The 21,172-nt window shown below is 61.7% G+C and carries 19 protein-coding genes; 10 read left to right on the top strand and 9 right to left on the bottom strand.

Going from position 1 to position 21,172, the window contains the following annotated elements; all coding sequences use genetic code 11:
• The 4 genes from RUW20_RS20275 to RUW20_RS20260 all read right to left on the bottom strand — a co-directional run bounded on the left by RUW20_RS20275 (position 1) and on the right by RUW20_RS20260 (position 2,740).
• Positions 1-960, bottom strand: coding sequence for a beta-ketoacyl-ACP synthase III (locus RUW20_RS20275; protein WP_313954025.1), 960 nt, complete (start codon positions 958-960; stop codon positions 1-3).
• Position 961: 1 nt separating this feature from the next.
• Positions 962-1,975 (bottom strand): phosphate acyltransferase PlsX, encoded by a 1,014-nt coding sequence (gene plsX / locus RUW20_RS20270; RefSeq protein WP_313954024.1) that lies wholly within the window; start codon positions 1,973-1,975, stop codon positions 962-964.
• Positions 1,976-2,044: 69 nt separating this feature from the next.
• Positions 2,045-2,224, bottom strand: a complete 180-nt coding sequence (rpmF, locus tag RUW20_RS20265; RefSeq protein ID WP_313954023.1) for a 50S ribosomal protein L32 — start codon at positions 2,222-2,224, stop codon at positions 2,045-2,047.
• Positions 2,225-2,248: 24 nt separating this feature from the next.
• Positions 2,249-2,740, bottom strand: coding sequence for a YceD family protein (locus tag RUW20_RS20260; RefSeq protein WP_313954022.1), 492 nt, complete (start codon positions 2,738-2,740; stop codon positions 2,249-2,251).
• Between the two features lie 117 nt (positions 2,741-2,857).
• Between RUW20_RS20260 and RUW20_RS20255 the strand changes: the two genes are divergently transcribed.
• Both RUW20_RS20255 and RUW20_RS20250 read left to right on the top strand, forming a co-directional pair.
• Positions 2,858-3,448 carry a Maf family nucleotide pyrophosphatase gene (locus RUW20_RS20255; RefSeq protein WP_313954052.1) on the top strand — a complete coding sequence of 197 codons (591 nt, stop codon included), beginning with the start codon at positions 2,858-2,860 and terminating at the stop codon, positions 3,446-3,448.
• Between the two features lie 27 nt (positions 3,449-3,475).
• Complete coding sequence (locus tag RUW20_RS20250; RefSeq protein WP_313954021.1) at positions 3,476-4,186, top strand: SAM-dependent methyltransferase; 711 nt, start codon at positions 3,476-3,478, stop codon at positions 4,184-4,186.
• A gap of 22 nt (positions 4,187-4,208) precedes the next feature.
• On the opposite strand, the gene RUW20_RS20245 is transcribed toward RUW20_RS20250, so the two are convergent.
• The 4 genes from RUW20_RS20245 to RUW20_RS20230 are packed head-to-tail and all read right to left on the bottom strand — an operon-like array spanning position 4,209 to position 7,135.
• Positions 4,209-5,168, bottom strand: coding sequence for a S49 family peptidase (locus RUW20_RS20245; RefSeq protein WP_313954020.1), 960 nt, complete (start codon positions 5,166-5,168; stop codon positions 4,209-4,211).
• Complete coding sequence (locus RUW20_RS20240; RefSeq protein WP_313954019.1) at positions 5,165-5,524, bottom strand: Rieske 2Fe-2S domain-containing protein; 360 nt, start codon at positions 5,522-5,524, stop codon at positions 5,165-5,167. Before RUW20_RS20240 ends, RUW20_RS20245 begins: the two co-directional genes overlap by 4 nt.
• Entirely contained in the window at positions 5,503-6,159 is a 657-nt protein-coding gene (locus RUW20_RS20235) for an HAD-IA family hydrolase (RefSeq protein ID WP_313954018.1), read from the bottom strand. The genes RUW20_RS20240 and RUW20_RS20235 overlap by 22 nt, the downstream gene beginning before the upstream one ends.
• Positions 6,143-7,135 carry an RluA family pseudouridine synthase gene (locus tag RUW20_RS20230; protein ID WP_313954017.1) on the bottom strand — a complete coding sequence of 331 codons (993 nt, stop codon included), beginning with the start codon at positions 7,133-7,135 and terminating at the stop codon, positions 6,143-6,145. The genes RUW20_RS20235 and RUW20_RS20230 overlap by 17 nt, the downstream gene beginning before the upstream one ends.
• A 406-nt stretch (positions 7,136-7,541) precedes the next feature.
• Here RUW20_RS20230 and RUW20_RS20225 point away from each other — a divergent pair, with 406 nt between their 5' ends.
• From RUW20_RS20225 to RUW20_RS20190, 8 genes are all read left to right on the top strand, one after another.
• Positions 7,542-10,328, top strand: coding sequence for an Rne/Rng family ribonuclease (locus RUW20_RS20225; RefSeq protein ID WP_313954016.1), 2,787 nt, complete (start codon positions 7,542-7,544; stop codon positions 10,326-10,328).
• 290 nt (positions 10,329-10,618) lie between these two features.
• Positions 10,619-11,854: an efflux RND transporter periplasmic adaptor subunit gene (locus RUW20_RS20220; RefSeq protein ID WP_313954015.1), complete on the top strand. Its 1,236-nt coding sequence runs from the start codon at positions 10,619-10,621 to the stop codon at positions 11,852-11,854.
• A gap of 6 nt (positions 11,855-11,860) precedes the next feature.
• Positions 11,861-15,070: a multidrug efflux RND transporter permease subunit gene (locus RUW20_RS20215; protein WP_313954014.1), complete on the top strand. Its 3,210-nt coding sequence runs from the start codon at positions 11,861-11,863 to the stop codon at positions 15,068-15,070.
• On the top strand, positions 15,063-16,502 hold the full coding sequence (locus RUW20_RS20210) for an efflux transporter outer membrane subunit (protein WP_313954013.1): 1,440 nt from the start codon (positions 15,063-15,065) through the stop codon (positions 16,500-16,502). Before RUW20_RS20215 ends, RUW20_RS20210 begins: the two co-directional genes overlap by 8 nt.
• Positions 16,503-16,745: 243 nt before the next feature.
• Positions 16,746-17,516: a polyphosphate kinase 2 gene (gene ppk2, locus RUW20_RS20205; protein WP_313954051.1), complete on the top strand. Its 771-nt coding sequence runs from the start codon at positions 16,746-16,748 to the stop codon at positions 17,514-17,516.
• 115 nt (positions 17,517-17,631) lie between these two features.
• Positions 17,632-18,342: a high frequency lysogenization protein HflD gene (locus tag RUW20_RS20200; RefSeq protein ID WP_313954012.1), complete on the top strand. Its 711-nt coding sequence runs from the start codon at positions 17,632-17,634 to the stop codon at positions 18,340-18,342.
• A gap of 314 nt (positions 18,343-18,656) precedes the next feature.
• A complete protein-coding gene (locus tag RUW20_RS20195; RefSeq protein ID WP_313954011.1) occupies positions 18,657-19,199 on the top strand; it encodes a hypothetical protein in 543 nt (180 codons plus the stop codon).
• Positions 19,196-20,611, top strand: coding sequence for a DASS family sodium-coupled anion symporter (locus RUW20_RS20190; protein WP_313954010.1), 1,416 nt, complete (start codon positions 19,196-19,198; stop codon positions 20,609-20,611). Before RUW20_RS20195 ends, RUW20_RS20190 begins: the two co-directional genes overlap by 4 nt.
• Before the next feature lie 87 nt (positions 20,612-20,698).
• Here RUW20_RS20190 and RUW20_RS20185 read toward each other — a convergent pair.
• Positions 20,699-21,172: universal stress protein (locus RUW20_RS20185; protein WP_313954009.1), on the bottom strand; the 474-nt coding region annotated here is incomplete at its 5' end.

The following is a 21,172-nucleotide window of genomic DNA, read 5'->3' as shown; positions in this document are numbered from 1 at the left end:
TTAAAACTCCAACAGAACCGCACCCCAGGTAAAGCCACCACCAACGCCTTCGAGCATGATCTTCTGTCCCGCCCGAATACGCCCGTCGCGAACCGCCTCGTCCAGCGCCAGAGGAACGGACGCAGCCGACGTATTGCCATGCCGGTCGACGGTCACCACGACCTTGTCCATCGGCATTTTCATCCTTTTTGCCGTCGCCTCCAGGATACGAGTGTTGGCCTGGTGCGGGATCAGCCAGTCGATATCGGATGGCGAAACGCCTGCCGCCTCACAGCATTCCCCGGCAACCTCTGCGAGCACGCGAACGGCAAACTTGAACACCGCCTGCCCATCCATGCGCAGGAAGGGATCGCCGGTCACTTTGCCACCACAAACGCTGCCCGGGACCGAAAGAATATCGTGATGAGCGCCATCGGCATGCAAGGCGGTCGCCAGAATGCCGGGTCTTTCGGAGGCTTCCAGCACCACCGCGCCGGCACCATCGCCAAACAGCACGCAGGTGCCACGATCAGACCAGTCGAGAATGTGCGAAAACACCTCGGCGCCAACCACCAGCGCGCGTCGATGACTACCCGAGCGGATGAACTTGTCGGCAATCGTCAGCCCGTACACGAAACCGCTGCAGACGGCCTGCACGTCGAAGGCTGTCGCGCCATGATTTCCCAGCTTGCTCTGCAACAGACAAGCGGTACTCGGGAAGATGTAGTCCGGTGTCGAAGTCGCGACAACGATCAAGTCTACATCCGAGGCTTCCAGCCCGGCGGCAAGCAGCGCCCGACGGCTCGCTTGCAGAGCAAGATCACTCGACGTCTCGCCCTCTTCTGCGAGATGGCGAAACCTGATGCCGGTTCGACTGACGATCCACTCATCGCTGGTGGCGATGCCGCGGCCCGCGAGATCATCGTTGCTGACGGCCTGACCCGGCAGATAACTGCCGACACCGGTAATGCGGGAGAACATGCTATGCGGTCTCCTGAAGCGGTTGTTGTTGCGCCACTCGTTCACTGATCCGCGCCAGAACGCCACTTCTGGCCTCTTCCGCAGCACGCCGCAGCGCGTAGGCAAAGCCAAAGGCATCCGCCGAACCGTGGCTCTTGACGACAATACCTTTCAAGCCCAGCAAGGTGGCGCCATTATATCGCCGATGGTCGACCCGGTTCTTGAAGCGCTTGACGACCGGCAAAGCGATCACTGCAGCCAATTTGGTAAACAAGTTGCGTCTGAATTCCTGCCGCAGGAAGGTGGCCAGCATTTGCGCCAGACCTTCCGAAGTCTTGAGTGCGACATTTCCCACGAAACCGTCACAGACGATCACGTCTGCGGCACCCTTGTACAGCCCGTCCCCTTCGACATTGCCGACGAAATTCAGGCCCGACTCCCAAAGCAACTCTGAAGCACGTTTGACCACATCATTGCCCTTGATTTCTTCCTCACCGATATTGAGGATACCGACCGTCGGTCGATCCCTGTGCTCGAGCGCCGAAACCAGGGACGAACCCATGATCCCGAACTGCAGCAGATGCTCGGGACTGCAGTCGACGTTGGCGCCAAGATCGAGCACGTGGACATGCCCGGTAATGGTTGGCAGAACGCCGCAGATCGCCGGGCGATCGATACCGGGCAGCATCTTGAGGACGAAACGGGAGATAGCCATCAACGCACCGGTATTGCCGGCAGAAACGCAGGCGTCGGCCTCGCCGTTCTTGACCAGATTGACCGCCACGCGCATCGACGAGTCCTTCTTGTTGCGCAACGCCATAGACGGCGACTCGTCCATCGACACCATCTCGGCGGCATGGCGAATGCTGACGCGATCGATTGCGGCGTCCCCGACCAACGGCACAATGCTGTCGGTGAGACCGACCAGGATGACATGAACGTCAGCATGATCGCGCACGAACTCGATCGCCGCAGGAACCGTCACCCCAGGGCCATGATCTCCGCCCATGCAGTCAATGGCGACAGTGATAGTCATATCGGTGGGAACAAAAGAAAAGGCAGGCAGTTCACCAACAGGGGAACCTGCCTGCCCAATCAGGAGGAATCACTCGCCGGAACCCTTGCCGACCTTCTTGCCGCGATAGTGGCCCGTCGGGCTGACGTGGTGGCGCAGATGCACTTCACCAGTCGTCGGCTCGACCGCCAGTGCCGGGTTGCTCAACGAATCGTGCGCACGATGCATGCCACGCTTGGATGGGGACTTCTTGTTCTGCTGAACGGCCATGACAAACTCCTAAAATCAAACTCACTAAGCCTTGCCTTTAAGGCCGGCCAATACTGAAAAAGGCGACTCTACTGCCGATGCTCGCCCACCACCGGGCAGGACACAGTCTTCGTGGCGCGGCGCCGCAGGCAGTGCAAGAAGAATTTCATCCTCTATCAGAAGCGCCACATCTAGCTCCTTCTGAGCGGGAAGAAAGTCCCTGGAATCATCCTCCAGCTCATCCTGCGTCAGATCGCTGTCACTGTCGACAAACTCGAGCAGACTGCACAACTGTAACGGGTACTCCAGCGGTTCCAGGCAGCGCTGGCAGCACAGGGAGACGACACCGTCAACCTTGACTACCAGCTGTGACCTGTTGCGAGGTCCCAGGCCGCCATCGATCCCATAGGTCAGAGAACCGTCGGGATCGGTTAGCAGATCAAGCAAACGGCTCAGCGTGGACAGCGGCAGTTCGCCTCGCAGCGACCTACCTTCAACTGCGAAAGCCAGACTATCAATGACGACGCGTCGCGACATAAGGGCGGCATGATATTATTTTCGGCTTTTGAAGTCAAAGCAGTGACGTCGCAAAAGAAGAGTTTTCCTGATTTTTTTCTGCGCCGTCCGGATCGTCACGCCGCCACCGGTCATCAGATGCCCAGCACACCACTCATTCTTGCCTCGACCTCGCCGTTCCGGCGCGAGCTTCTGGCCCGCCTTCACTTGCCCTTCGAAACCGCGAATCCGGCCGTTGACGAAGCGCTGCTGCCCGGCGAACAGCCGGAAGCCAGCGCCCTGCGCCTATCGGAAGCAAAGGCACGAGCGGTCGCGTGCCTGTTTCCAGACGCGCTGATCATCGGCAGCGATCAGGTGGCCATCCTGGACGGTCACATCTTCGGCAAACCTGGAACGCATGAGAATGCCGTACGCCAACTGCAGGCAATGCGCGGCCGCTGCGTCGATTTCTATACCGGCCTCTGTCTGCTGAATGCCAGAACGGGCGCATCACATTTACGCGGCGTACCGACACGGGTCACCTTCCGCAACCTCACAGACGAAGAAATCGAAAACTATCTGTGCAAGGAGCAACCCTACAACTGCGCAGGCAGCGCCAAATCTGAAGGGCTGGGCATCGCTCTGATCGCCAAGATCGAAGGCGAAGACCCCAATGCGCTGATCGGCCTGCCGCTCATAGCCCTTTGCGACCTGCTGAGAATTGAAAATGTTTTTCCTTTAAAAGCCTGATATTACAGAAGCAATTTAAGGCACATTATGAATAAAGGGAAGCTGTATCTGATCCCCGTTCCGCTTGGCAAGACAGCCGTGATCGCGGTCCTGCCGCAGGCTGTCATTGCTTGCGCACAAGGGCTTGGCCACTTCGTCGCCGAGAACGCCAAGTCGGCACGCGCCTTCCTCAAATCACTGCCGTGCACCTTGCCTCTGCAGCAGATCGCAATTCAGGAACTCAACGAGCACACACCGGCCGGGGCTCTCCCGGCCCTTCTGGCACCGCTAATGGCGGGAACGGATGTCGGGCTGATCTCGGAGGCCGGCTGCCCGGCCGTTGCCGACCCTGGCGCCACGCTGGTCGCTTTGGCCCACCAGGAGGGCCTCCAGGTCGTTCCGATGACCGGCCCGTCGTCCATCCTGCTCGCTTTGATGGGCTCGGGGCTAAGCGGCCAGAGCTTCGCTTTTCACGGCTATCTGCCAAGTGCGCCAGGGGAGCGCGAAAAGCGCTTGCGCGAACTCGAGAAGGAGTCTCGACAGGGGCAGCGGGCGCAGATCTTCATCGAGACCCCGTACCGCAATCAGCAGATGCTTGAATCGCTGATCAAGACTTGCGCCCCCGCTACGAGAATCTGCGTCGCCACCGACCTGACACTGGACAGCGAGCAGATCACGACGCGCCAGGTTTCGGCATGGCAGCGGCAACCGCTACCGGAAATTAATCGCCGACCGACGGTATTTCTCTTGCAAGCCTAGTCACGGCCGGGCTGAAAGGCAGTCAACGCAACGCCGGCAGTCCGATTGCGCCAAGCAGCGCTGCCACACCCGTGGTCGTTTCGGCACGCAGACGCCTGGCAAAACGTTCGGCGATGTTGTCCTTGACCGTGAAGTCTACGATTCTCTCGGCCTTGATCACGTCACGCGCCACCGATCCGACGGTCCCAAAGCCATCGGCCAGGCCCAACTGGACGCTCTGCGAGCCGGTCCACATCAAACCGCTGAACATTTCCGGCGTCTCCTTCAGCCGCGCACCCCGCCCCTGCCGGACAACCTCGATGAACTGCTTGTGGATCTCGCCAAGCAAGACCTGGGCGTGCACTTTCTGCTTCGCGTCTTGCGGCGAGAACGGATCAAGGAAACCCTTGTTCACTCCCGCCGTCAGCAACCGACGCTCGACGCCAAGTTTTTCCATCGTCCCGGTGAAACCAAAACCGTCCATCAGCACGCCGATGGAACCGACGATACTGGCCTTGTCGACGAAGATCTGGTCGGCTGCGACAGCGACGTAATAGCCGCCCGAGGCACAAAGGTCCTCGACAACCACATGCAGGGCAATCTGCGGGTGCTTGGCGCGCAAGCGGCGGATCTCGTCATGGACGATACCCGCCTGCACCGGACTGCCGCCCGGACTATTGACCCGCAGGATGACGCCTGCGGTCCCCTTGTCTCCGAAAGCGAAACGCAGTGCCTCGTTGATATTCTGAGCACTGGACTCGCCACCACTTTCGATCGTGCCATTGAGGTGAACAACCGCCGTATGCCTGCCATCGGCCAGCGCGTCCGGAGCACCCCAATCGACGAACAGAACCAGCACGGCGACAAGGTAGGACAAGCCTGCCAGCTTGAAAAATATTCCCCAACGGCGCTTCGCTCGCTGCTCCTGCAGCGCAGCCAAAGCCAGTTTCTCCAACAACTGTCGCTCCCACTGGGGTTCGTTCTCAGGGCTTGGGGTAGTCAAGGTTTCTGCTCGCTTGCGGTAAGATAAATTGCGCCATCACGTTCTTCGACGGTCAGCGGTGTCAAGCCTCTACCGTTACAACGGCCACCCAGGCAGCGACCGTCTTGAGGAGAGTACAGCGCACCATGGGTTGCGCAAATCAAGTATAGCTTGGAATCATCGAAGAATTCAGTGGGCTGCCAGTCCAGCTCAACCGGTACGTGACCACAGCGATTGAGGTAGGCCGCCGCACGACCGCGCCAGCGCACGGCGAATGCCGGCTCTTCGATATCGTGCACACGGACGGTGAAGCGAACGCCCGGCCCGCCGTCGAGCAAATCGGCCGAAAGACAGATCACGCGTGCGTCCGCAGCCATGCGGCCATCTCCTCGACCTTCGCCAATTGCGCCAGTGGTGCCAGAGCCTCCAGTGCCGCCGCCGGATGGGCGCCATAGGCCGCCGCCAGACAGGCGACACCGGCGTTCTTCGCCATCTGCAGATCGTGTGTCGTATCACCAATCATCAAGGTCCGCCCGGGCTCGACCGACAACTCATCCATCAACTCTTCGAGCATCTGCGGATGCGGCTTGGAAAAACACTCGTCAGCGCAGCGTGAGGCATGAAAATAACCACCAAGGCCGCTGATCTGCAAGGCGCGATCGAGACCGGCCCGACTCTTTCCGGTCGCCACCGCGAGCAGGAAACCCGCCCCGGCAAGTTCGGCGATCAACGCCGCCGCACCATCAAACAGCTTCAACTCGTGATCATGCGACAGGTAGTGATGGCGGTAGCGTTCGACCATCTGTGGATAACGGCCTTCCGGCAAATCCGGCAAGGCATGGCGCAGCGCCTCACGCAGACCAAGCCCGATCACATGGCGGGCTCGCTGCTCCGGGGGTGGGGGCAAACCCAGGTCGCGGGAAGCGGCATTGATGGCGCCGACGATGGCCTCGGCCGAATCCAGCAGGGTGCCGTCCCAATCGAAGACCAACAGATCAAACCGTGCCGCCATAGTCCTGTTTCTCCTTCGTCGAAAGCTTTTGCAGGAACTGCGCCAAGGCACCCGGCAAGGCAGCTTCCACCACCAGCTCCCGACCATCCTGCGGATGCGGCAGGCTGATCTTTCCGGCATGCAGGAACATCCGCTTCAACCCCTCCCGGGCGAGCGCCCGATTGAGCGCAAAATCACCGTACTTTTCGTCGCCGGCAATCGGATAACCGAGGTGTGCAAGATGGACGCGAATCTGGTGGGTTCGGCCCGTTTTTAGTTCCGCTTCCAGCAGACTGTAACGCTCCCAGCGCGCCAAAAGCCGAAACACCGTATGTGCCGCCTTGCCCTCCTCCGCCACACGAACGCGGCGTTCGCCCGACTCCAGCAGATACTTGTGCAAAGGCAGCCTGACATTGCGTAGTGGGTCCATCCAGCGCCCAAGCACCAGTACCTGATAGCGTTTGTCCGCGCCGCGTTCGCTACCACCGCGGGCACCCGCGCGGAACATCTCGTGCAGGGCAAGCAACACCGAACGCTTCTTGCCGAGCAGCAGCAGGCCGGAAGTCTCGCGGTCAAGCCGGTGCGCAAGTTCAAGAAAACGAGCCTGCGGCCGCTGCCGGCGCAGCGCCTCGACGACGCCGAAGCTCTCACCACTGCCGCCGTGCACGGCAATGCCGGCCGGTTTGTCGACGATCAGCAAGCCATCGTCTTCGTAGACCACGGGCAGTTGCACCTTCAGTGCCGCCCCGTCCACCACCTCCTGCTCGACGCGGGCCGTACGCATCGGCGGAATGCGCACCACGTCGCCAGTCTGCAAACGGTAGGAAACCGCTGCCCGCCGCCCATTCACTCGCACCTGGCCGCTACGCACCACGCTGTAAACATGGCTCTTTGGCACGCCTTTGCACTTCTTCAGCAGCAAATTGTCCAATCGCTGCCCGTGTTCGTTCTCGGTGATCAGTTCATGGATCACGGAGTTTTTGCTAACTTCGGCCATATTGAATATACTTTGCTCGTTTTGCGTCTGGAGTTGAAAGAGGCGCTGACCCGTGAGACCGTCGAGCGGCGCCAATTCTAAAGCAATTGCGACGCACTTTCCGGCAGGCCTCAGCCGCCTCGCTTGCGCCAACCTGCGCAAGATCACTCAACGCAATTCACCTGGTTAAGTACGCTCACCACTAAGTAGCGATACTACTTGAACTGCGCGCGCCCAGCACCTGCGGACCGCCCCAGGCAGATTCCGGAGTCCTTGAATTTAAAGGCCAGACGACTGATCAAGTCGGCGAGCTAGCCCTATTAGTTGCCCTATCGGAGAGCCTCTCAAGCAACCCACCAAACAACTAATCCGTCGCTGCCTGGAGCAGGCAATTCCCCCGTGAGAGCGCGTGGGAGCCCAATTTATTATGAAACGCATGCTTTTTAACGCGACACAGGCCGAGGAACTGCGTGTCGCCATTGTCGACGGTCAGAAACTCATTGATCTGGACATTGAATCGGCCGCCAAGGAACAGAAAAAGAGCAACATTTATAAAGCGGTCATTACCCGTATCGAACCCAGCCTGGAAGCGGCATTTGTCGATTACGGCTCCGAACGGCATGGTTTCCTGTCGTTCAAGGAGGTCTCCCGCGCCTTCTTTCAACCTGGTGTCGAAGCGGGTCGTGCAACCATCAAGGAAGCACTGCGCGAAGGCCAGGAACTGATTGTCCAGGTCGACAAAGACGAACGTGGCAACAAGGGAGCCGCACTGACGACCTTCGTCAGTCTGGCCGGTCGCTATCTGGTACTGATGCCGAACAACCCGCGCGGCGGCGGTGTCTCGCGCCGCGTCGAGGGCAGTGAGCGCACCGAACTGCGCGACGTGATGGATCAGTTGGAGGTCCCGCAAGGGATGAGCCTGATCGCCCGCACGGCGGCGATCGGACGTAACGCCGAAGAACTGCAATGGGATCTCAACTACCTTTTGCAGTTGTGGAAAGCGATCGAAGCCGCTGCACAGGAGCAGAAGGGCGCCTTCCTGATCTATCAGGAAGGAAGTCTGGTCATCCGCGCCATCCGCGACTATTTCCAACCGGATATTGGCGAGATCCTGATCGACACCGATGACGTCTTTGAACAGGCCGGACAGTTCATGGCACACGTGATGCCAGGGACAGTCAATCGTATCAAGCGCTATCGCGACGATGTGCCCTTGTTCTCGCGCTTTCAGATCGAGCATCAGATCGAGTCCGCCTATTCACGCCAGGTCAGTCTGCCGTCGGGTGGCGCCATCGTCATCGACCATACCGAGGCTCTGGTATCGGTCGACGTGAACTCGGGTCGCTCGACACGCGGCGCCGATATTGAAGAAACGGCGCTGAAGACCAACCTCGAAGCCGCGGAAGAAGTCGCCCGCCAGTTGCGTCTGCGCGATCTCGGTGGCCTGATCGTCATCGACTTCATCGACATGGAGAGCGCGCGCAGCCAGCGTGACGTCGAGAATCGCGTCCGCGAGTCCCTGCGCTTCGACCGCGCACGCGTGCAGACCGGCAAGATCAGCCGCTTCGGCCTGCTCGAGTTGTCACGCCAGCGCCTGCGCCCGGCACTCGCTGAAACCAGCTACATCGCCTGCCCCCGTTGTTCGGGAACGGGCCACATCCGCAGCACCGAGTCGGCTGCCCTGCACATCCTGCGCATCCTCGAAGAGGAGGCGATGAAAGACAACACGGCGGCAGTGCATGCACAGGTACCGGTAGACGTCGCCACTTTCCTGCTCAACGAGAAGCGTACCGACGTCCAGGCCGTCGAGCTGCGGCACAAGGTCGCCGTCCTGCTGATTCCGAACATGCACCTGGAAACACCGCAACACACCATCGTTCGTGTTCGCCAGGACGAACTGGTCCAGGACGAGCTGCAGCAGCCATCCTACCGCATGGTCGAAATGCCTACGGTAGCCGATGGCAGCGAGACGGCAGCCGGCGGTGACGCGAAAGCGCCGCGGCCGGAAGCAGCGATCAAAGGCATCACGCCGTCCCAGCCAGCGCCGATGCGCAGCGAAACGCCAGCAAGCGATGTCGAGAAACCTGGAGTGCAGACGGGCGGCTTCCTGAACAGGATATTGTCCTGGTTCCAGCACAAGCCCGAACCCGCAGCCGCTCCGGAAGCCGCCAAGCCAGCTCGCGCCAGCAGCCCGCCGCGTGAGGCGAGGCGCGAGCCCCGCCGGAGCAACCCTCGCAACAATCGCCGCGACGAAACGCGTGACGCACCTGCCGACGGTGTCAACCGCGAGCAGAAAGAAACGCCGCCGCAGCAGGAACAGGCACAGGCATCAGCGCACGCCCGGAACGAGCCACAGAAACCTCGCGAGCCGCGTCCACCCCGTCGCCCGCGCGGCGAACCGCGCGGCGAACGCAAGGACCAGAACGCGGCGCCAGTCGCCGAGGCAACAGCCGACGTTCAGCCGCCGGCCCCGTCCCCGGGCAATGGCCCCGCGCCCGGGCGGACAGGCGACGAAACCGGCACTGCCCCACGTCGCCGCGGCCGTCGCGGTGGTCGCCGGGATCGCGGCGAGAAAACCGAGAGCCCCGAGACCCTGGAGAGCCCCGAGAAACAACTTGACCTGCTGCAGAGCGGAGTCGCGGCAGCAACTGCGGCCACTGCCGTCTACACGCCAGAGCAAGCCACAAGCGCCACCCCGCTCGCGGACACGGCCGATCAGGTCAGCATGGCGGCTGATACGGCGCCAGCAGCAACGCCAGCGCCAACCATCGACACCACACCGGCTGCGACTGTCGATGCCGATGGAACAACTGCCGTTTCTGGCGAAGCTCAAGTCATGGCCGAGGAAGGCCTGGCAGCGCTGGTCGTCGAAGCTCCCGTAGCCCACGAGGTCCCGGCAGCAGTCGACACGCCGACGGTGGTCGAAGAGCCCGCCGCAGTTGAAGAGCCGACCAGCGCCGCGGTTCGGAAGGCCATCGAAGCCCCAGCGGTGGAGGTAGTCGCCACAGTAATCGAACGCGTCGAGACTGCAGCGGCGTCACCGGGTATCCCGACCGCGATCGAAAGCAGCGGCATGGTGATGGTTGAAACGAGCAAAGACAAGGTTCAAGCGCGGCAACCGGAAAGCACTGAGCCGGCGCCTCAACCCCGCCGCAAGCGCGAAACGGCAGTGGTCGCGGATGAACCGATGGTGATGGTCGAAACGCGCAAGTAAGTCCGCAGTTCTTCCTTGCGTGAGGAACGGGCCTTCCCGGCGGGCATCAACCAGCCGGGAAGGCCCGCCTCGCCGGCAGCCCCCCTGTCCGGCCGTTCGCTTGGGCGACCTTGTCGGGCTGGATTCGCGACCTCACATCCGGCATAATCGTCGCCTATGCAATCGGGAACTTCACTTTCCCCGAACGAGCGGAGAGCGCGAGGCGTCCCTGCGCCCGATTATTCTCGTCCACTTCGCGAACTCTCCGAGCAGCAACACACCACTCCCACAGTCCCAAAGCAGGAGCCGTCATGACCTCCAAGACATTTTCTTCTTCATGCGTGCGCCATGCTCTCGGCTGCACGGCCGCGGGCTTGGCCGGCGTGGCCCTGTTGCTCACGACAGGCTGTGACAGCAAGGAGAAAGCCGCAGCGCCCGCACCACCGATCGTCGAAGTGGTGACCGTGGCACAAAAGGATGTGCCGATCTATGCTGAGTGGATCGGCTCGCTGGACGGGGACGTCAACGCCGTCATCCGTCCGCAAGTGACCGGCTATCTGATCAAACAGAAGTATCGGGAAGGCGATCTGGTGAAAAAGGGGCAGCTGCTCTTCGAGATCGATCCACGCACGTTCGAGGCCGCTGTTGACCAGGCCAAGGGGCTGCGCGCCCAGCAGCGCGCTCTGTACGAAACGACCCGCGCCACCCTGGCGCGGGTCAAGCCTCTGGCGGCGAAAAATGCGGTTAGCCAGAAAGATCTGGATGACAGTACCGGTGCCGAATTGTCGGCAAAGGCATCGCTCGACGCCGCCGAAGCGTCCCTGCAGACCGCGAAACTCAACCTCGGCTTCACCCGCATCACCTCGCCCATCGACGGCATCGCCGGCATCGCCAAGGCCCAGATCGGCGACCTCTTGAGCCCGAGCATGCCGACGGAACTGACCACGGTGTCCACAGTCGATCCGATCAAGGTCTACTTCAACCTCAGCGAGAGCGAGTACCTCCCCCTGGCCCGGGCAATTCTCGCCGAAGGCCCCACACACGAGCGCGGTAAGGTTCCGCTCGAGTTGATCCTGGTAGACGGCTCAGTCTACCCCGAACAGGGCAAGTTCTCGGTACTCAATCGGCAGGTAGACCCGACCACCGGCACCTTCAAGGCCGCCGCCCTTTTCCCGAATCCCGACCACCTGCTCCGCCCCGGCCAGTACGGCCGGGTCCGGGCAACGATGTCGGTCAACGAGGGGGCGCTGCTGGTACCGCAGCGCGCGGTCACGGAAATCCAGGGCAAGTACCTGCTGGCCGTGGTCGGCGCCGACAACAAGGTGGACATCCGTCCGGTCACCGTCGGCGAGCGGATCGGTTCGGACTGGATCATCGCCAGCGGCCTGCAGCCTGGCGAAAAAGTCATCGCCGAAGGAACCCAGAAGGCCCGGCAAGGGAGCACGGTCAATCCGAAGCCCTTCGCGCCATCAGCACCGGCCACCGCAACCAAACCGGCCAAAGCCGGGGAAAAACCCGCGGCCCCCGCGTCCGAAAGCAAGGGGTAAGCGGCCATGGCCAAGTTCTTCATCAATCGGCCGATCGTCGCCATGGTCCTCTCGATCCTGATGACGCTGATCGGCCTGGTGGCGATGGCGGGACTGCCGATCGCCCAGTTCCCGAACATCGTCCCGCCAGAGATCAAGGTCAACAGTTCTTACACCGGCGCTGACGCGCTGACCGTTGAACAGGCGGTGTCCACCCCGATCGAACAGCAGATGTCGGGCGTGGACAACATGAACTACATGTATTCGATCAATGCCAACAACGGCCAGTCGACGCTGACGGTCAACTTCGATATTGCCACCGACCCCAACACCGATCAAATCCTCACCCAGATGCGGCAAGGCCAGGCTGATTCGCAGCTCCCGGCCGACGTACGCAACTTCGGCGTCACGGTACAGAAGTCGACCGCGTCGCCCCTTGTCATGTTCGCGCTCTACTCACCGAACAACACCTATGACGGCGTCTTTCTCTCCAACTACGCCTACATCAACATCAACGATCAGATGACGCGGGTCAAGGGCGTCGCCAGCGTCACCGTTTTCGGCGCCGGCCAGTACGCCATGCGGCTGTGGGTCAAGCCCGATCAACTGGCCAAGCTGAACATCACCATTCCGGAAATCGTCAACGCGGTCAAGGCGCAAAACACGGTCAATCCGGCGGGAACGGTAGGTGCCGAACCGGTGCCGCAGGGGCAGGAATTTACCTACGCGGTGCGCGCGCAGGGTCGGCTGGAGAGTGAAGAGCAATTCGGCAACATCGTGCTGCGCGCCAACCCGGACGGCTCGATCGTTCGCGTTCGCGACGTGGCACGCATCGAACTCGGTGCCCAAACCTACAACATGGAAGGCAGGCTCGATGGCAAGGCCGCCACGCTGATTGCCATCTATCAGATGCCCGGCGCCAATGCCCTCGAGGCAGCCGATGGTGCCAAGGCACTGATGAAAACCATCAAGGAGAGTTTCCCGCCAGATCTCGAATACGTCGTCGCCCTCGACACCACCCTGTCGGTCACCGAGGGAATCAAGGCCATCCAGCACACGCTACTCGAGGCGATCGCCCTGGTGATCATCGTCGTCTTCGCCTTCCTGCAAGGTTGGCGCGCAACGCTGATCCCGCTGCTGGCCGTACCGGTCTCGCTGGTCGGCACCTTCATGCTCTTCCCGGTTTTCGGTTTCTCGATCAATACGCTGTCGCTGTTCGGACTGGTGCTGGCCATCGGCCTGGTGGTCGATGACGCCATCGTCGTTGTAGAGGCGGTAGAGCACCACATCGAGCAAGGCTTGTCGGCCAAGGCGGCAACCATGAAGGCGATGGACGAGGTCACCGGCCCGGTGATCGCCATCGCCGTCATCCTGACTGCGGTGTTCGTGCCGACGGCCATGATTCCGGGCATCACCGGGCAGCTCTACCAGCAGTTCGCGGTCACCATCGCCCTGTCGGTGATCATCTCCGCGGTCAACGCGTTGACCCTCAGCCCTGCCCTCTGCGCCCTGCTGCTCAAGCCCAAGGTCAGAGGAACCGGTCCGCTCCAGAAGTTCTACGACTGGTTCAACAAGGGCTTCAACCGGCTCACCGGCGGCTACGTTGGCACCTGCCGGATGGCCATCCGCAAGAGCGTGCTCAGCCTCTTCTTCCTGCTCGGCCTTACCGTCGCCGCCGGGTTCCTGGGCAAGATCACGCCCAGTGGCTTTTTGCCGGACGAGGACCAGGGCTACGTCTACGCCGGCATACAGCTCCCCGATGCAGCCTCACTGCAACGCACACGGGAGGTCGCCAAGCAGGCAGAAGAGCTGATCATGGGGGTGCCGGGCGTCCAGTACACGACCACGGTGATCGGCTACAACATGCTGAGCCAGGTTCAGAACACCTACAGCGCATTCTTCTTCATCACCCTCAAAGACTGGGCCGAGCGCAAGGCACCCGAAGAGCAGTACGAAGCGATCAAGGCCGAATTGAACAAGCGGCTCAGCGGCGTCAGCGCCGCCATTGGCTTCTCGTTTCCACCACCGGCGATCCCCGGCGTTGGCACCTCGGGCGGCGCGACCTTCATTCTCCAGGATCGCGCCGGCAAGGACATCGCCTTTCTCTCCGAGCAGACCAACAAGTTCGTCGAAGCGGCGAAAAAGCGCCCCGAATTGGCTGGCGTGTCGACCACCTTCCGGCCCACGGTGCCGCAACTCTTCATCGACGTAGACCGCGACAAGGTGCTCAAACAGGGGGTCAACATCGATGATGTTTACAAGACGCTGCAGAGTTTCCTGGGCAGCGGCTTCATCAATTACTTCAACCGCTTCGGACGCCAGTGGCAGGTCTACGTTCAGGCCGAGGGGGACTACCGCACCAACATCGAGAATATCGCTCAGTTCTCGGTGCGCAATGCCAAAGGTGAAACGGTGCCGCTTTCGGCGCTGACGTCGATTCGCAACATCGCCGGGCCGGAGTTCACCATGCGCTACAACCTCTACCGCAGCGCCCAGATCAATGCCTCGGCGGCGCCCGGCTACAGCTCGGACCAGGTCATGAAGGCACTCGAAGACGTATTCGCCGAGACCATGCCGAAGGAAATGGGCTACGACTACATGGGCATGTCGTATCAGGAAAAGCGCGCCCAGCAGGGCGTTTCGCCAATGGTCATCTTCGCCTTTTCTCTGCTCTGCGTGTTCCTGATTCTCGCCGCGCAATACGAGAGCTGGTCACTGCCGTTTTCGGTCCTTTTGGGAACCCCGATCGCCGTTGCCGGCGCTTTCGCCGCACTGCTGCTGCGTGGCCAGGAAAACAACATCTATGCGCAGATCGGGCTGGTGATGCTGATTGGTCTGGCCGCCAAGAACGCCATCCTGATCGTCGAGTTCGCCAAACTGGAGTACGAGAAAGGCAAACTCTCGCTGGCCGAGGCAACGCTCAAGGGTGCCCAGCTCCGCCTGCGGCCGATCCTGATGACTTCCTTTGCCTTTATCTTCGGTCTGGTGCCGCTGGCCCTGTCCACCGGTGCCGGCGCCATCTCACGCCAGGTGATGGGCGGCGTGGTCATCGGCGGCATGCTGGCGGCGACCTGTATCGCCGTTTTCATCATCCCGGTATCTTTCTACGTCGTCGAGAAACTGGCGCACAAAGGCTATACGGGTCCCTATCGTCACCCTGACGACGATGGCGACGGCGACAGCAGCGCCCAGCCAGCCGAGAAGGTTGCCACAGCGGAAGGGGGCGGCCATGCGTAAGTCCTTGCTAGCGGCACTGCTGGCCCTGCTCGCCAGTGGCTGCATGATCGGCCCCGACTACCTTCGCCCCCAGGTCGAGACGCCACCGGCCTGGCGCCTCACCGAACAGACCGCCAACGACCTCGCCAACACCCCCTGGTGGAAGCAGTTCGACGATCCGGTCCTCGACGAACTGGTGACCACCGCGCTGCGCAACAACCACGATCTGCTGATCGCCAGCGCCCGTATCGAGGAGTTCGCCGGCCGCTATGGCATCGTTCGCGCCGAACTCTTCCCGCAGGTGGGTGCCAGTTACGAGGCCAGCCGGCAGCGCAGTACGCTTCCGGGAGCAAGCAGCCCTTCCACCTACAACAGCTACCAGGCCATGATCGCCGCCAGTTGGGAGATCGACATCTGGGGGCGTATCCGCCGCTTGAACGAAGCCGCCAAGGCGCAACTGCTGGCCAGCGAAGATGCGCGCCGAGCGGTTGTCCTGTCGCTGGTCGGCCGCGTCGCAGGCGCCTACATCAATCTTCGCGACCTCGATCGTCAGCTGGAAATCGCGCAGTCGACGGCCAGAAGCCGCGGCGAGTCGTACGACGTCTTCAAGGATCGCTACCTGGGCGGTGTCATCTCGGTGCTCGAACTGAGCCAGAACAAGTCGCAGTACGACGAGGCGCTGGCCAGCATCCCGCCGATCGAAAAAGCGATCGCCCAGCAGGAGAATGGCCTAAGCCTGTTGCTCGGTCGCAATCCAGGACCGATCGCCCGCGGCAAGAACATCGACCAGCTCAAGCTGCCAACCATCCCCGCCGGACTGCCATCCGATCTCCTCGAACGCCGGCCCGACATCCAGTTGGCCGAGCAGAACCTGATCGCCGCCAACGCGCTGATCGGTGCGGCCAAAGCGGCCTACTTTCCGACCATCTCGCTGACCGGCCTGCTCGGCTACGCCAGCAACGGCCTGAGCAACCTGTTCAACAGCCAATCGAAGGTCTGGCAATACGCGGCACCGATCAGCATGCCGATCTTCACCGCCGGCGCCATCGCCGGTCAGGTGCAGGAAGCCGAGGCCGCGCAGCAGCAAGCGCTGTTCGCCTATCAGCGAGCGATCCAGGAAGCCTTCCGCGAAGTCAATGATGCCCTGATCAATCAGGACCGGACACGCGAGCAACTGCGCGCTCAAAGGCAGCAGGTGCAGGCGCTGCAGCAGTATTCAGCGACCGCGCGACTGCGCTACGACAACGGCTATACCAGCTACATCGAAGTCCTAGATGCCGAGCGCAGCCTGTTCAACGTTCAACTGCAATACACGCAGACGCAGCAGACGCAGTTGCAGGCGATGATCAACCTCTACCTGGCGATGGGCGGCGGCTGGGTGAACGAGGCCGCGGAAATGTCCAGCAGCAAGCCCGACAAGGATGCCACGCAGGATCCAGGCCCCACACGCTAATCCTGCCCGTTGCGATCATGGCCCCGCTCCAGCGACGTCTCAAACCTCCCGATCAGCGAGCGAAACCAGAATCGGCGATGCTCACCGCACAGGCTCCCACAACAGCACGTCACCTTCAATCACCAGGAGAAACAGATGAGCAAGAAAGCCAAGCGAGGTAAGAAGGCCAAGCGCGAGCACATCTCCAGCCCCGATACGCGGGAACCATCAGCCGTCAGTGACACCTCGGTGCCAGCGAAGAAAATGTCCAACAAGGCCTACCTGAAGGAACTCGAAAAACTCGAGGCCGAGCTGGTGCACCTGCAGCGATGGGTGGTCAGCAAGGGCCTCAAGGTAATCATCGTCTTTGAAGGCCGTGATGGCGCCGGCAAGGGCGGCACCATCAAGGCGATTACCGGCCGCGTCAGTCCGCGCGTCTTCAGGACCGTCGCCCTGCCTGCGCCAACTGACCGCGAGAAGACCCAGATGTACCTGCAACGCTATCTGCCGCACTTTCCGGCAGCCGGCGAAGTGGTGATCTTCGACCGCAGCTGGTATAACCGCGCCGGTGTCGAGCGCGTCATGGGTTTCGCCAGCGACGAGCAGGTGCAGGACTTCCTCAAGGGAGCGCCGCTGTTCGAAAAACTCATGGTCAGCAAGAACGACATCATCCTGCTCAAGTACTGGCTCGAAGTCGACATGGACGAGCAGACACGCCGCCTCGAGGCGCGCATCACCGACCCGCGCAAGCAATGGAAGCTGTCACCGATGGACCTCAAGTCCTACAGCCGCTGGTACGACTACTCGCGGGCCCGCGACGCCATGTTCGAGGCCACCGATTCCGAATGGGCGCCGTGGTTCGCGGCGCGATCAGACGACAAGAAGCGGGTGCGGCTGAACATCATCAGGCACATCCTGAAGAGCATCCCCTACGAAGTGCCGACGGCACCGAAAATCACCCTGCCCAAGCGGCAAAGCGCCGGCAAGCACCAGGAAAGTGACCATCCCGTAAAGTACGTCCCGGAAGTGTTCTAAAGCACTGCTGGCTGGCCGGTTTTCTTGCGGGGAACCGGCTTGGCTCCGCAAAGCCGGGATTTCCATCGGCGCCAGGCTCGTCGAGAACCCGGTTGGCCGTGGAGGACAGAACAGTATGGGGAGCTTTTTACTGCTCGGGTTTCTGATCGGGGTGCTCCATGCCCTGGAGGCCGACCACCTGGCAGCGGTGGGCGCAATGGCCGTCGACCGGCAGGCTGGCGCACGCGGTGCAATACTGCGCGGAGCAGTCTGGGGTATCGGCCACGCCTGCACGCTGTTTGCAATTTGCACAGTGGTGATTCTGTTCGGGCTGACGCTGACTGACACCATGGCCGCGGCCCTGGAGTTCGCGGTCGGAGTGATGCTGGTTCTGCTTGGTCTGGATGCGCTGCGCCGGATGCGGGCGCAGCGGGTGCATTTCCATGCTCACACGCACGATGTTGGCCACCCGCACATCCACGCGCACGGCCACCAGCGCGCCACCGTGCCCCACGCCCGAGATCCACACGCCCACCGCCACCCCGACGCGTTTCCGCTGCGTGCCTTGGTGGTCGGCCTGGTCCATGGTGCCGCCGGCTCCGCGGGCCTGCTGGCACTCGCCGTCGCAGCGACGCGGGAACCGCTGATTGCCGTGGCCTACGTCGCAGTCTTCGGAATCGGCTCCATCACGGGCATGGCGGCCTTGTCCGCCCTGGCAGCGTGGCCGCTGAGCATGGCCGCAGGCAGAGGCACCTACTGGCTTCATCGGGGCCTATCGCTCGGCGCAGCCATCCTCGCCATTGGCATTGGGATCGATGTGATGATAGTGACTTCGCAAAGACTATGACCGGCAAATAGTGCCTGCGACGCACTCGCCCACGAAAGCGTGGAATGCCGAATCGTCCTGACTACCGACCTACGCCCTGTTTCGAGGGAAGATCCGTCAATACTAGCTACGACATTGGCAACCGGCAGGGAAGTTGTCAATGTCGTAGCAAAAATCTTGGCCTTGCCGAAAACAAGGTGCTAGTCTGCCGCTTGAGGGCCATCGCGACCACCTGCCGAGATAGCGGCGAGGCCGACGCTAGCTTCTTGCCCCTTCTTTGCCTGCCTGGAGGCATGACCATGCGTTCATCAAGCGAATCATGCAGACGCCATTGCGTGCGCGCCATCGCCCTGTTCGGCGTGCTGTTGGTGACAGCCTGCGGCGAGCCGGAGACGCCGCCTGCACCGATGGTGCCCAGCGACGGGATACGACCGTTCACGGGCAACTGGACGGCCATAGGGAACCGGCAAATCCTGGATGTCGGGCCGGGACAGCAGTCAGGTATTTTCAAGCTCAGCGGATCGATGATGCTGAGCGGCAAACAGCGACTGGATCTGGCTTTCAGGGCGGAAGTGATCGGCTTCTCCGACCCTACTACCGGACTACTGGGGCGCAGTGTGTGGACCGATGAGCATGGTGACCAGGCGTTCAGCATCCTGCGCGGTGAGGCAGTTGGCCCCGGCAAGCTGATCGAAGGCAAGTTTACCGGCGGCACCGGTCGCTATGCCGGAATCGTCGGCGAATACAGCTTCAGATGGCAGCGCATCGGTGATCTCGGCGGCGAGGAATTAACCGGGCGAGTCGTCGGCCTGAACGGCTGGGCGCGCCTGGCCTCACCCGATGTAGTTGCTCCCAGCGTTTCAGGAGGTCAGCAATGAGTGCAAGCGCTTTCGGAACGGCAAGAATCGTCAAGTTGGTGGGCCTCCTGCTGGTGTTCTTCGGCCTCTGGTTTGCGCCGGTTCCCGCGGGGCTGACCATCGAGGCCTGGCACCTCTTCGCCGTCTTCGCGTCAGCGATTGCCTCGGTGGTGCTCAATGTCTTCCCGCTATTCACTTCGGCGCTGCTCGCCTGCGCGATCGTGGTGCTCACCAATACGCTGACCCCAGCCAAGGCCTACGGCGCGTTCGCCAATGCCATCGTGCTCCTGGTGGTCACCGCCTTCCTGGTCTCGCAAGCGGTGGTCAAGAGCGGGCTAGGCAAGCGGATCAGCCTTTATGTAGTCTCGGTATTCGGGAAATCGACGCTCGGCCTGGCGTACAGCATCTTTATCACCGATACCCTGATCGCCCCTGGCTTCCCGAGCAATACCGCGCGCGGTGGCGTGCTCTTCCCGATTATCCTGTCACTGGCGCAGAGCAGCGGTTCGACGCCCGACGACGAGAGCAAGCGGCGCCTCGGCGGTTATCTGATGTTTTGCGGCATGTCCAGCCTGGCCATCTCGTCGGCGCTGTGGTTCACTGCCACCTCGGGCAATCCGGTCGGCGCATCGCTGGCCGCCGCGCAGGGGCTGAAGGTCGATTTCGGCTCGTGGCTGCTCGCCTCCTCGGTACCGTGTCTGGTGGTGATCGCCCTGCTGCCATTGCTGCTCTATCGTCTTTTTCCCCCCGGAATCACCAACACCCCGGATGCGCCGGAGCACGCCCGCAAAGAGTTGCGAACAATGGGGCCGATGTCGCGCAACGAGTGGATTACGGCAGTGACCTTCGCCATCATGATCACCGGCTGGATACTCGCCGCTCCCTACAAGCTGAACCTGACGTCAATCGCACTCGCCGGCCTTGCCACCTTGCTGGTCACCGGCGTTCTGACACTCGACGACATGAGTAAGCAGGGCGGCACGCTGGTGACGTTCATCTGGCTGGCGGTACTTTTTGGCATGAGTGGCCAGCTCAACGAAATGGGCTTCATGGGCTACGTCGGGGAACGACTGGCGGTGGGGCTCGAAGGGCTCGCCTGGCCGGTCGCCTATGTCGCCTTGCTGGTCATCTATGTCTTGCTGCACTTTGGTTTCGTCAGCCAGAACGCGCAGGTGCTGGCCTTGCTCGGCGTGTTTCTCGATGTCGGCGTCAAGTCCGGGGTTCCCGTCGCCTTGATGGCTTATGCGCTCCTGTTTGCCAGCAGCTACTTTTCGGTCATTACACCGCAGGGTGGCAGCCAGAACATCATCTTCGTCGCCAGCGGCTATCTCAAGCAGGGGGAACTATATCGCCTGGGACTGGCGACGACGGGTTTTTGCACCCTGGTGTTTCTGGTCATCGGCACCCCGTGGATACTCTGGGTCGCCGGCTAGGCAGAACCGCCGGCGACGCAGGCGGGGGCCACGGAGGTTGCCATCGGCATTGGGGGGTGCAACGGCTAATCCGGAGAGTCGTCGCTGTTATCGGTAGACGATCACCGGCACTTGCGCGTGCGACAGGACCTTCTGCGTGACGCTGCCAAGCAGCAGCTTCTTGATCTCGCTGCGGCCCCGTGAGGCGATGAAGATGGCGTCGCAGCGCTTCTTCTTCGTAACCTCGATGATCCCTTCGTAAGCCGATGCCGGCTTGCTGATGACCCCTGAATAGTCGACCCCGGCGGCGGCAGCGGCCCGGGAGATCTCGTCGAGATACTTCTCTCCCGTATCCCGCGCCAACCGGTCGAGCTTGCGCACCAAGCTTTTTTCAATGAGATCGCCATCGCCGAAAACAGAGGGCGCCAACATGACGATCCCGTAGTAGCCGGTGACTTTGGCTCCGAGCGCCTGCGCCAATTGGATGCCGGCCTTGATGGCCTGGCGCGAAACGGCCGAACCGTCGGTGGGAATAAGGAGGTTCTTGAACATATCGTGTTCTCCAGTAGTTGTCAGGCGGCG

The organism is Accumulibacter sp. (assembly GCF_032229525.1).
GTDB lineage: Bacteria > Pseudomonadota > Gammaproteobacteria > Burkholderiales > Rhodocyclaceae > Accumulibacter.
Note: the sequence above shows the minus strand (reverse complement) of the source record. Positions and strands in the feature narration are given on the sequence as shown.

Bases quoted from the DNA above. Each gene is read 5' to 3' on its own strand.
- RUW20_RS20240 (WP_313954019.1), bottom strand. From the start codon at position 5,524: ATGGCTGCGGACGCACGCGTGATCTGTCTTTCGGCCGATTTGCTCGAC.
- ppk2 (WP_313954051.1), top strand. From the start codon at position 16,746: ATGTCCAACAAGGCCTACCTGAAGGAACTCGAAAAACTCGAGGCCGAG.
- RUW20_RS20225 (WP_313954016.1), top strand. From the start codon at position 7,542: ATGAAACGCATGCTTTTTAACGCGACACAGGCCGAGGAACTGCGTGTC.
- RUW20_RS20250 (WP_313954021.1), top strand. From the start codon at position 3,476: ATGAATAAAGGGAAGCTGTATCTGATCCCCGTTCCGCTTGGCAAGACA.
- RUW20_RS20275 (WP_313954025.1), bottom strand. From the start codon at position 960: ATGTTCTCCCGCATTACCGGTGTCGGCAGTTATCTGCCGGGTCAGGCC.
- RUW20_RS20200 (WP_313954012.1), top strand. From the start codon at position 17,632: ATGGGGAGCTTTTTACTGCTCGGGTTTCTGATCGGGGTGCTCCATGCC.
- RUW20_RS20230 (WP_313954017.1), bottom strand. From the start codon at position 7,135: ATGGCCGAAGTTAGCAAAAACTCCGTGATCCATGAACTGATCACCGAG.
- RUW20_RS20190 (WP_313954010.1), top strand. From the start codon at position 19,196: ATGAGTGCAAGCGCTTTCGGAACGGCAAGAATCGTCAAGTTGGTGGGC.
- RUW20_RS20235 (WP_313954018.1), bottom strand. From the start codon at position 6,159: ATGGCGGCACGGTTTGATCTGTTGGTCTTCGATTGGGACGGCACCCTG.
- RUW20_RS20210 (WP_313954013.1), top strand. From the start codon at position 15,063: ATGCGTAAGTCCTTGCTAGCGGCACTGCTGGCCCTGCTCGCCAGTGGC.
- plsX (WP_313954024.1), bottom strand. From the start codon at position 1,975: ATGACTATCACTGTCGCCATTGACTGCATGGGCGGAGATCATGGCCCT.
- RUW20_RS20260 (WP_313954022.1), bottom strand. From the start codon at position 2,740: ATGTCGCGACGCGTCGTCATTGATAGTCTGGCTTTCGCAGTTGAAGGT.
- RUW20_RS20215 (WP_313954014.1), top strand. From the start codon at position 11,861: ATGGCCAAGTTCTTCATCAATCGGCCGATCGTCGCCATGGTCCTCTCG.
- rpmF (WP_313954023.1), bottom strand. From the start codon at position 2,224: ATGGCCGTTCAGCAGAACAAGAAGTCCCCATCCAAGCGTGGCATGCAT.
- RUW20_RS20220 (WP_313954015.1), top strand. From the start codon at position 10,619: ATGACCTCCAAGACATTTTCTTCTTCATGCGTGCGCCATGCTCTCGGC.
- RUW20_RS20255 (WP_313954052.1), top strand. From the start codon at position 2,858: ATGCCCAGCACACCACTCATTCTTGCCTCGACCTCGCCGTTCCGGCGC.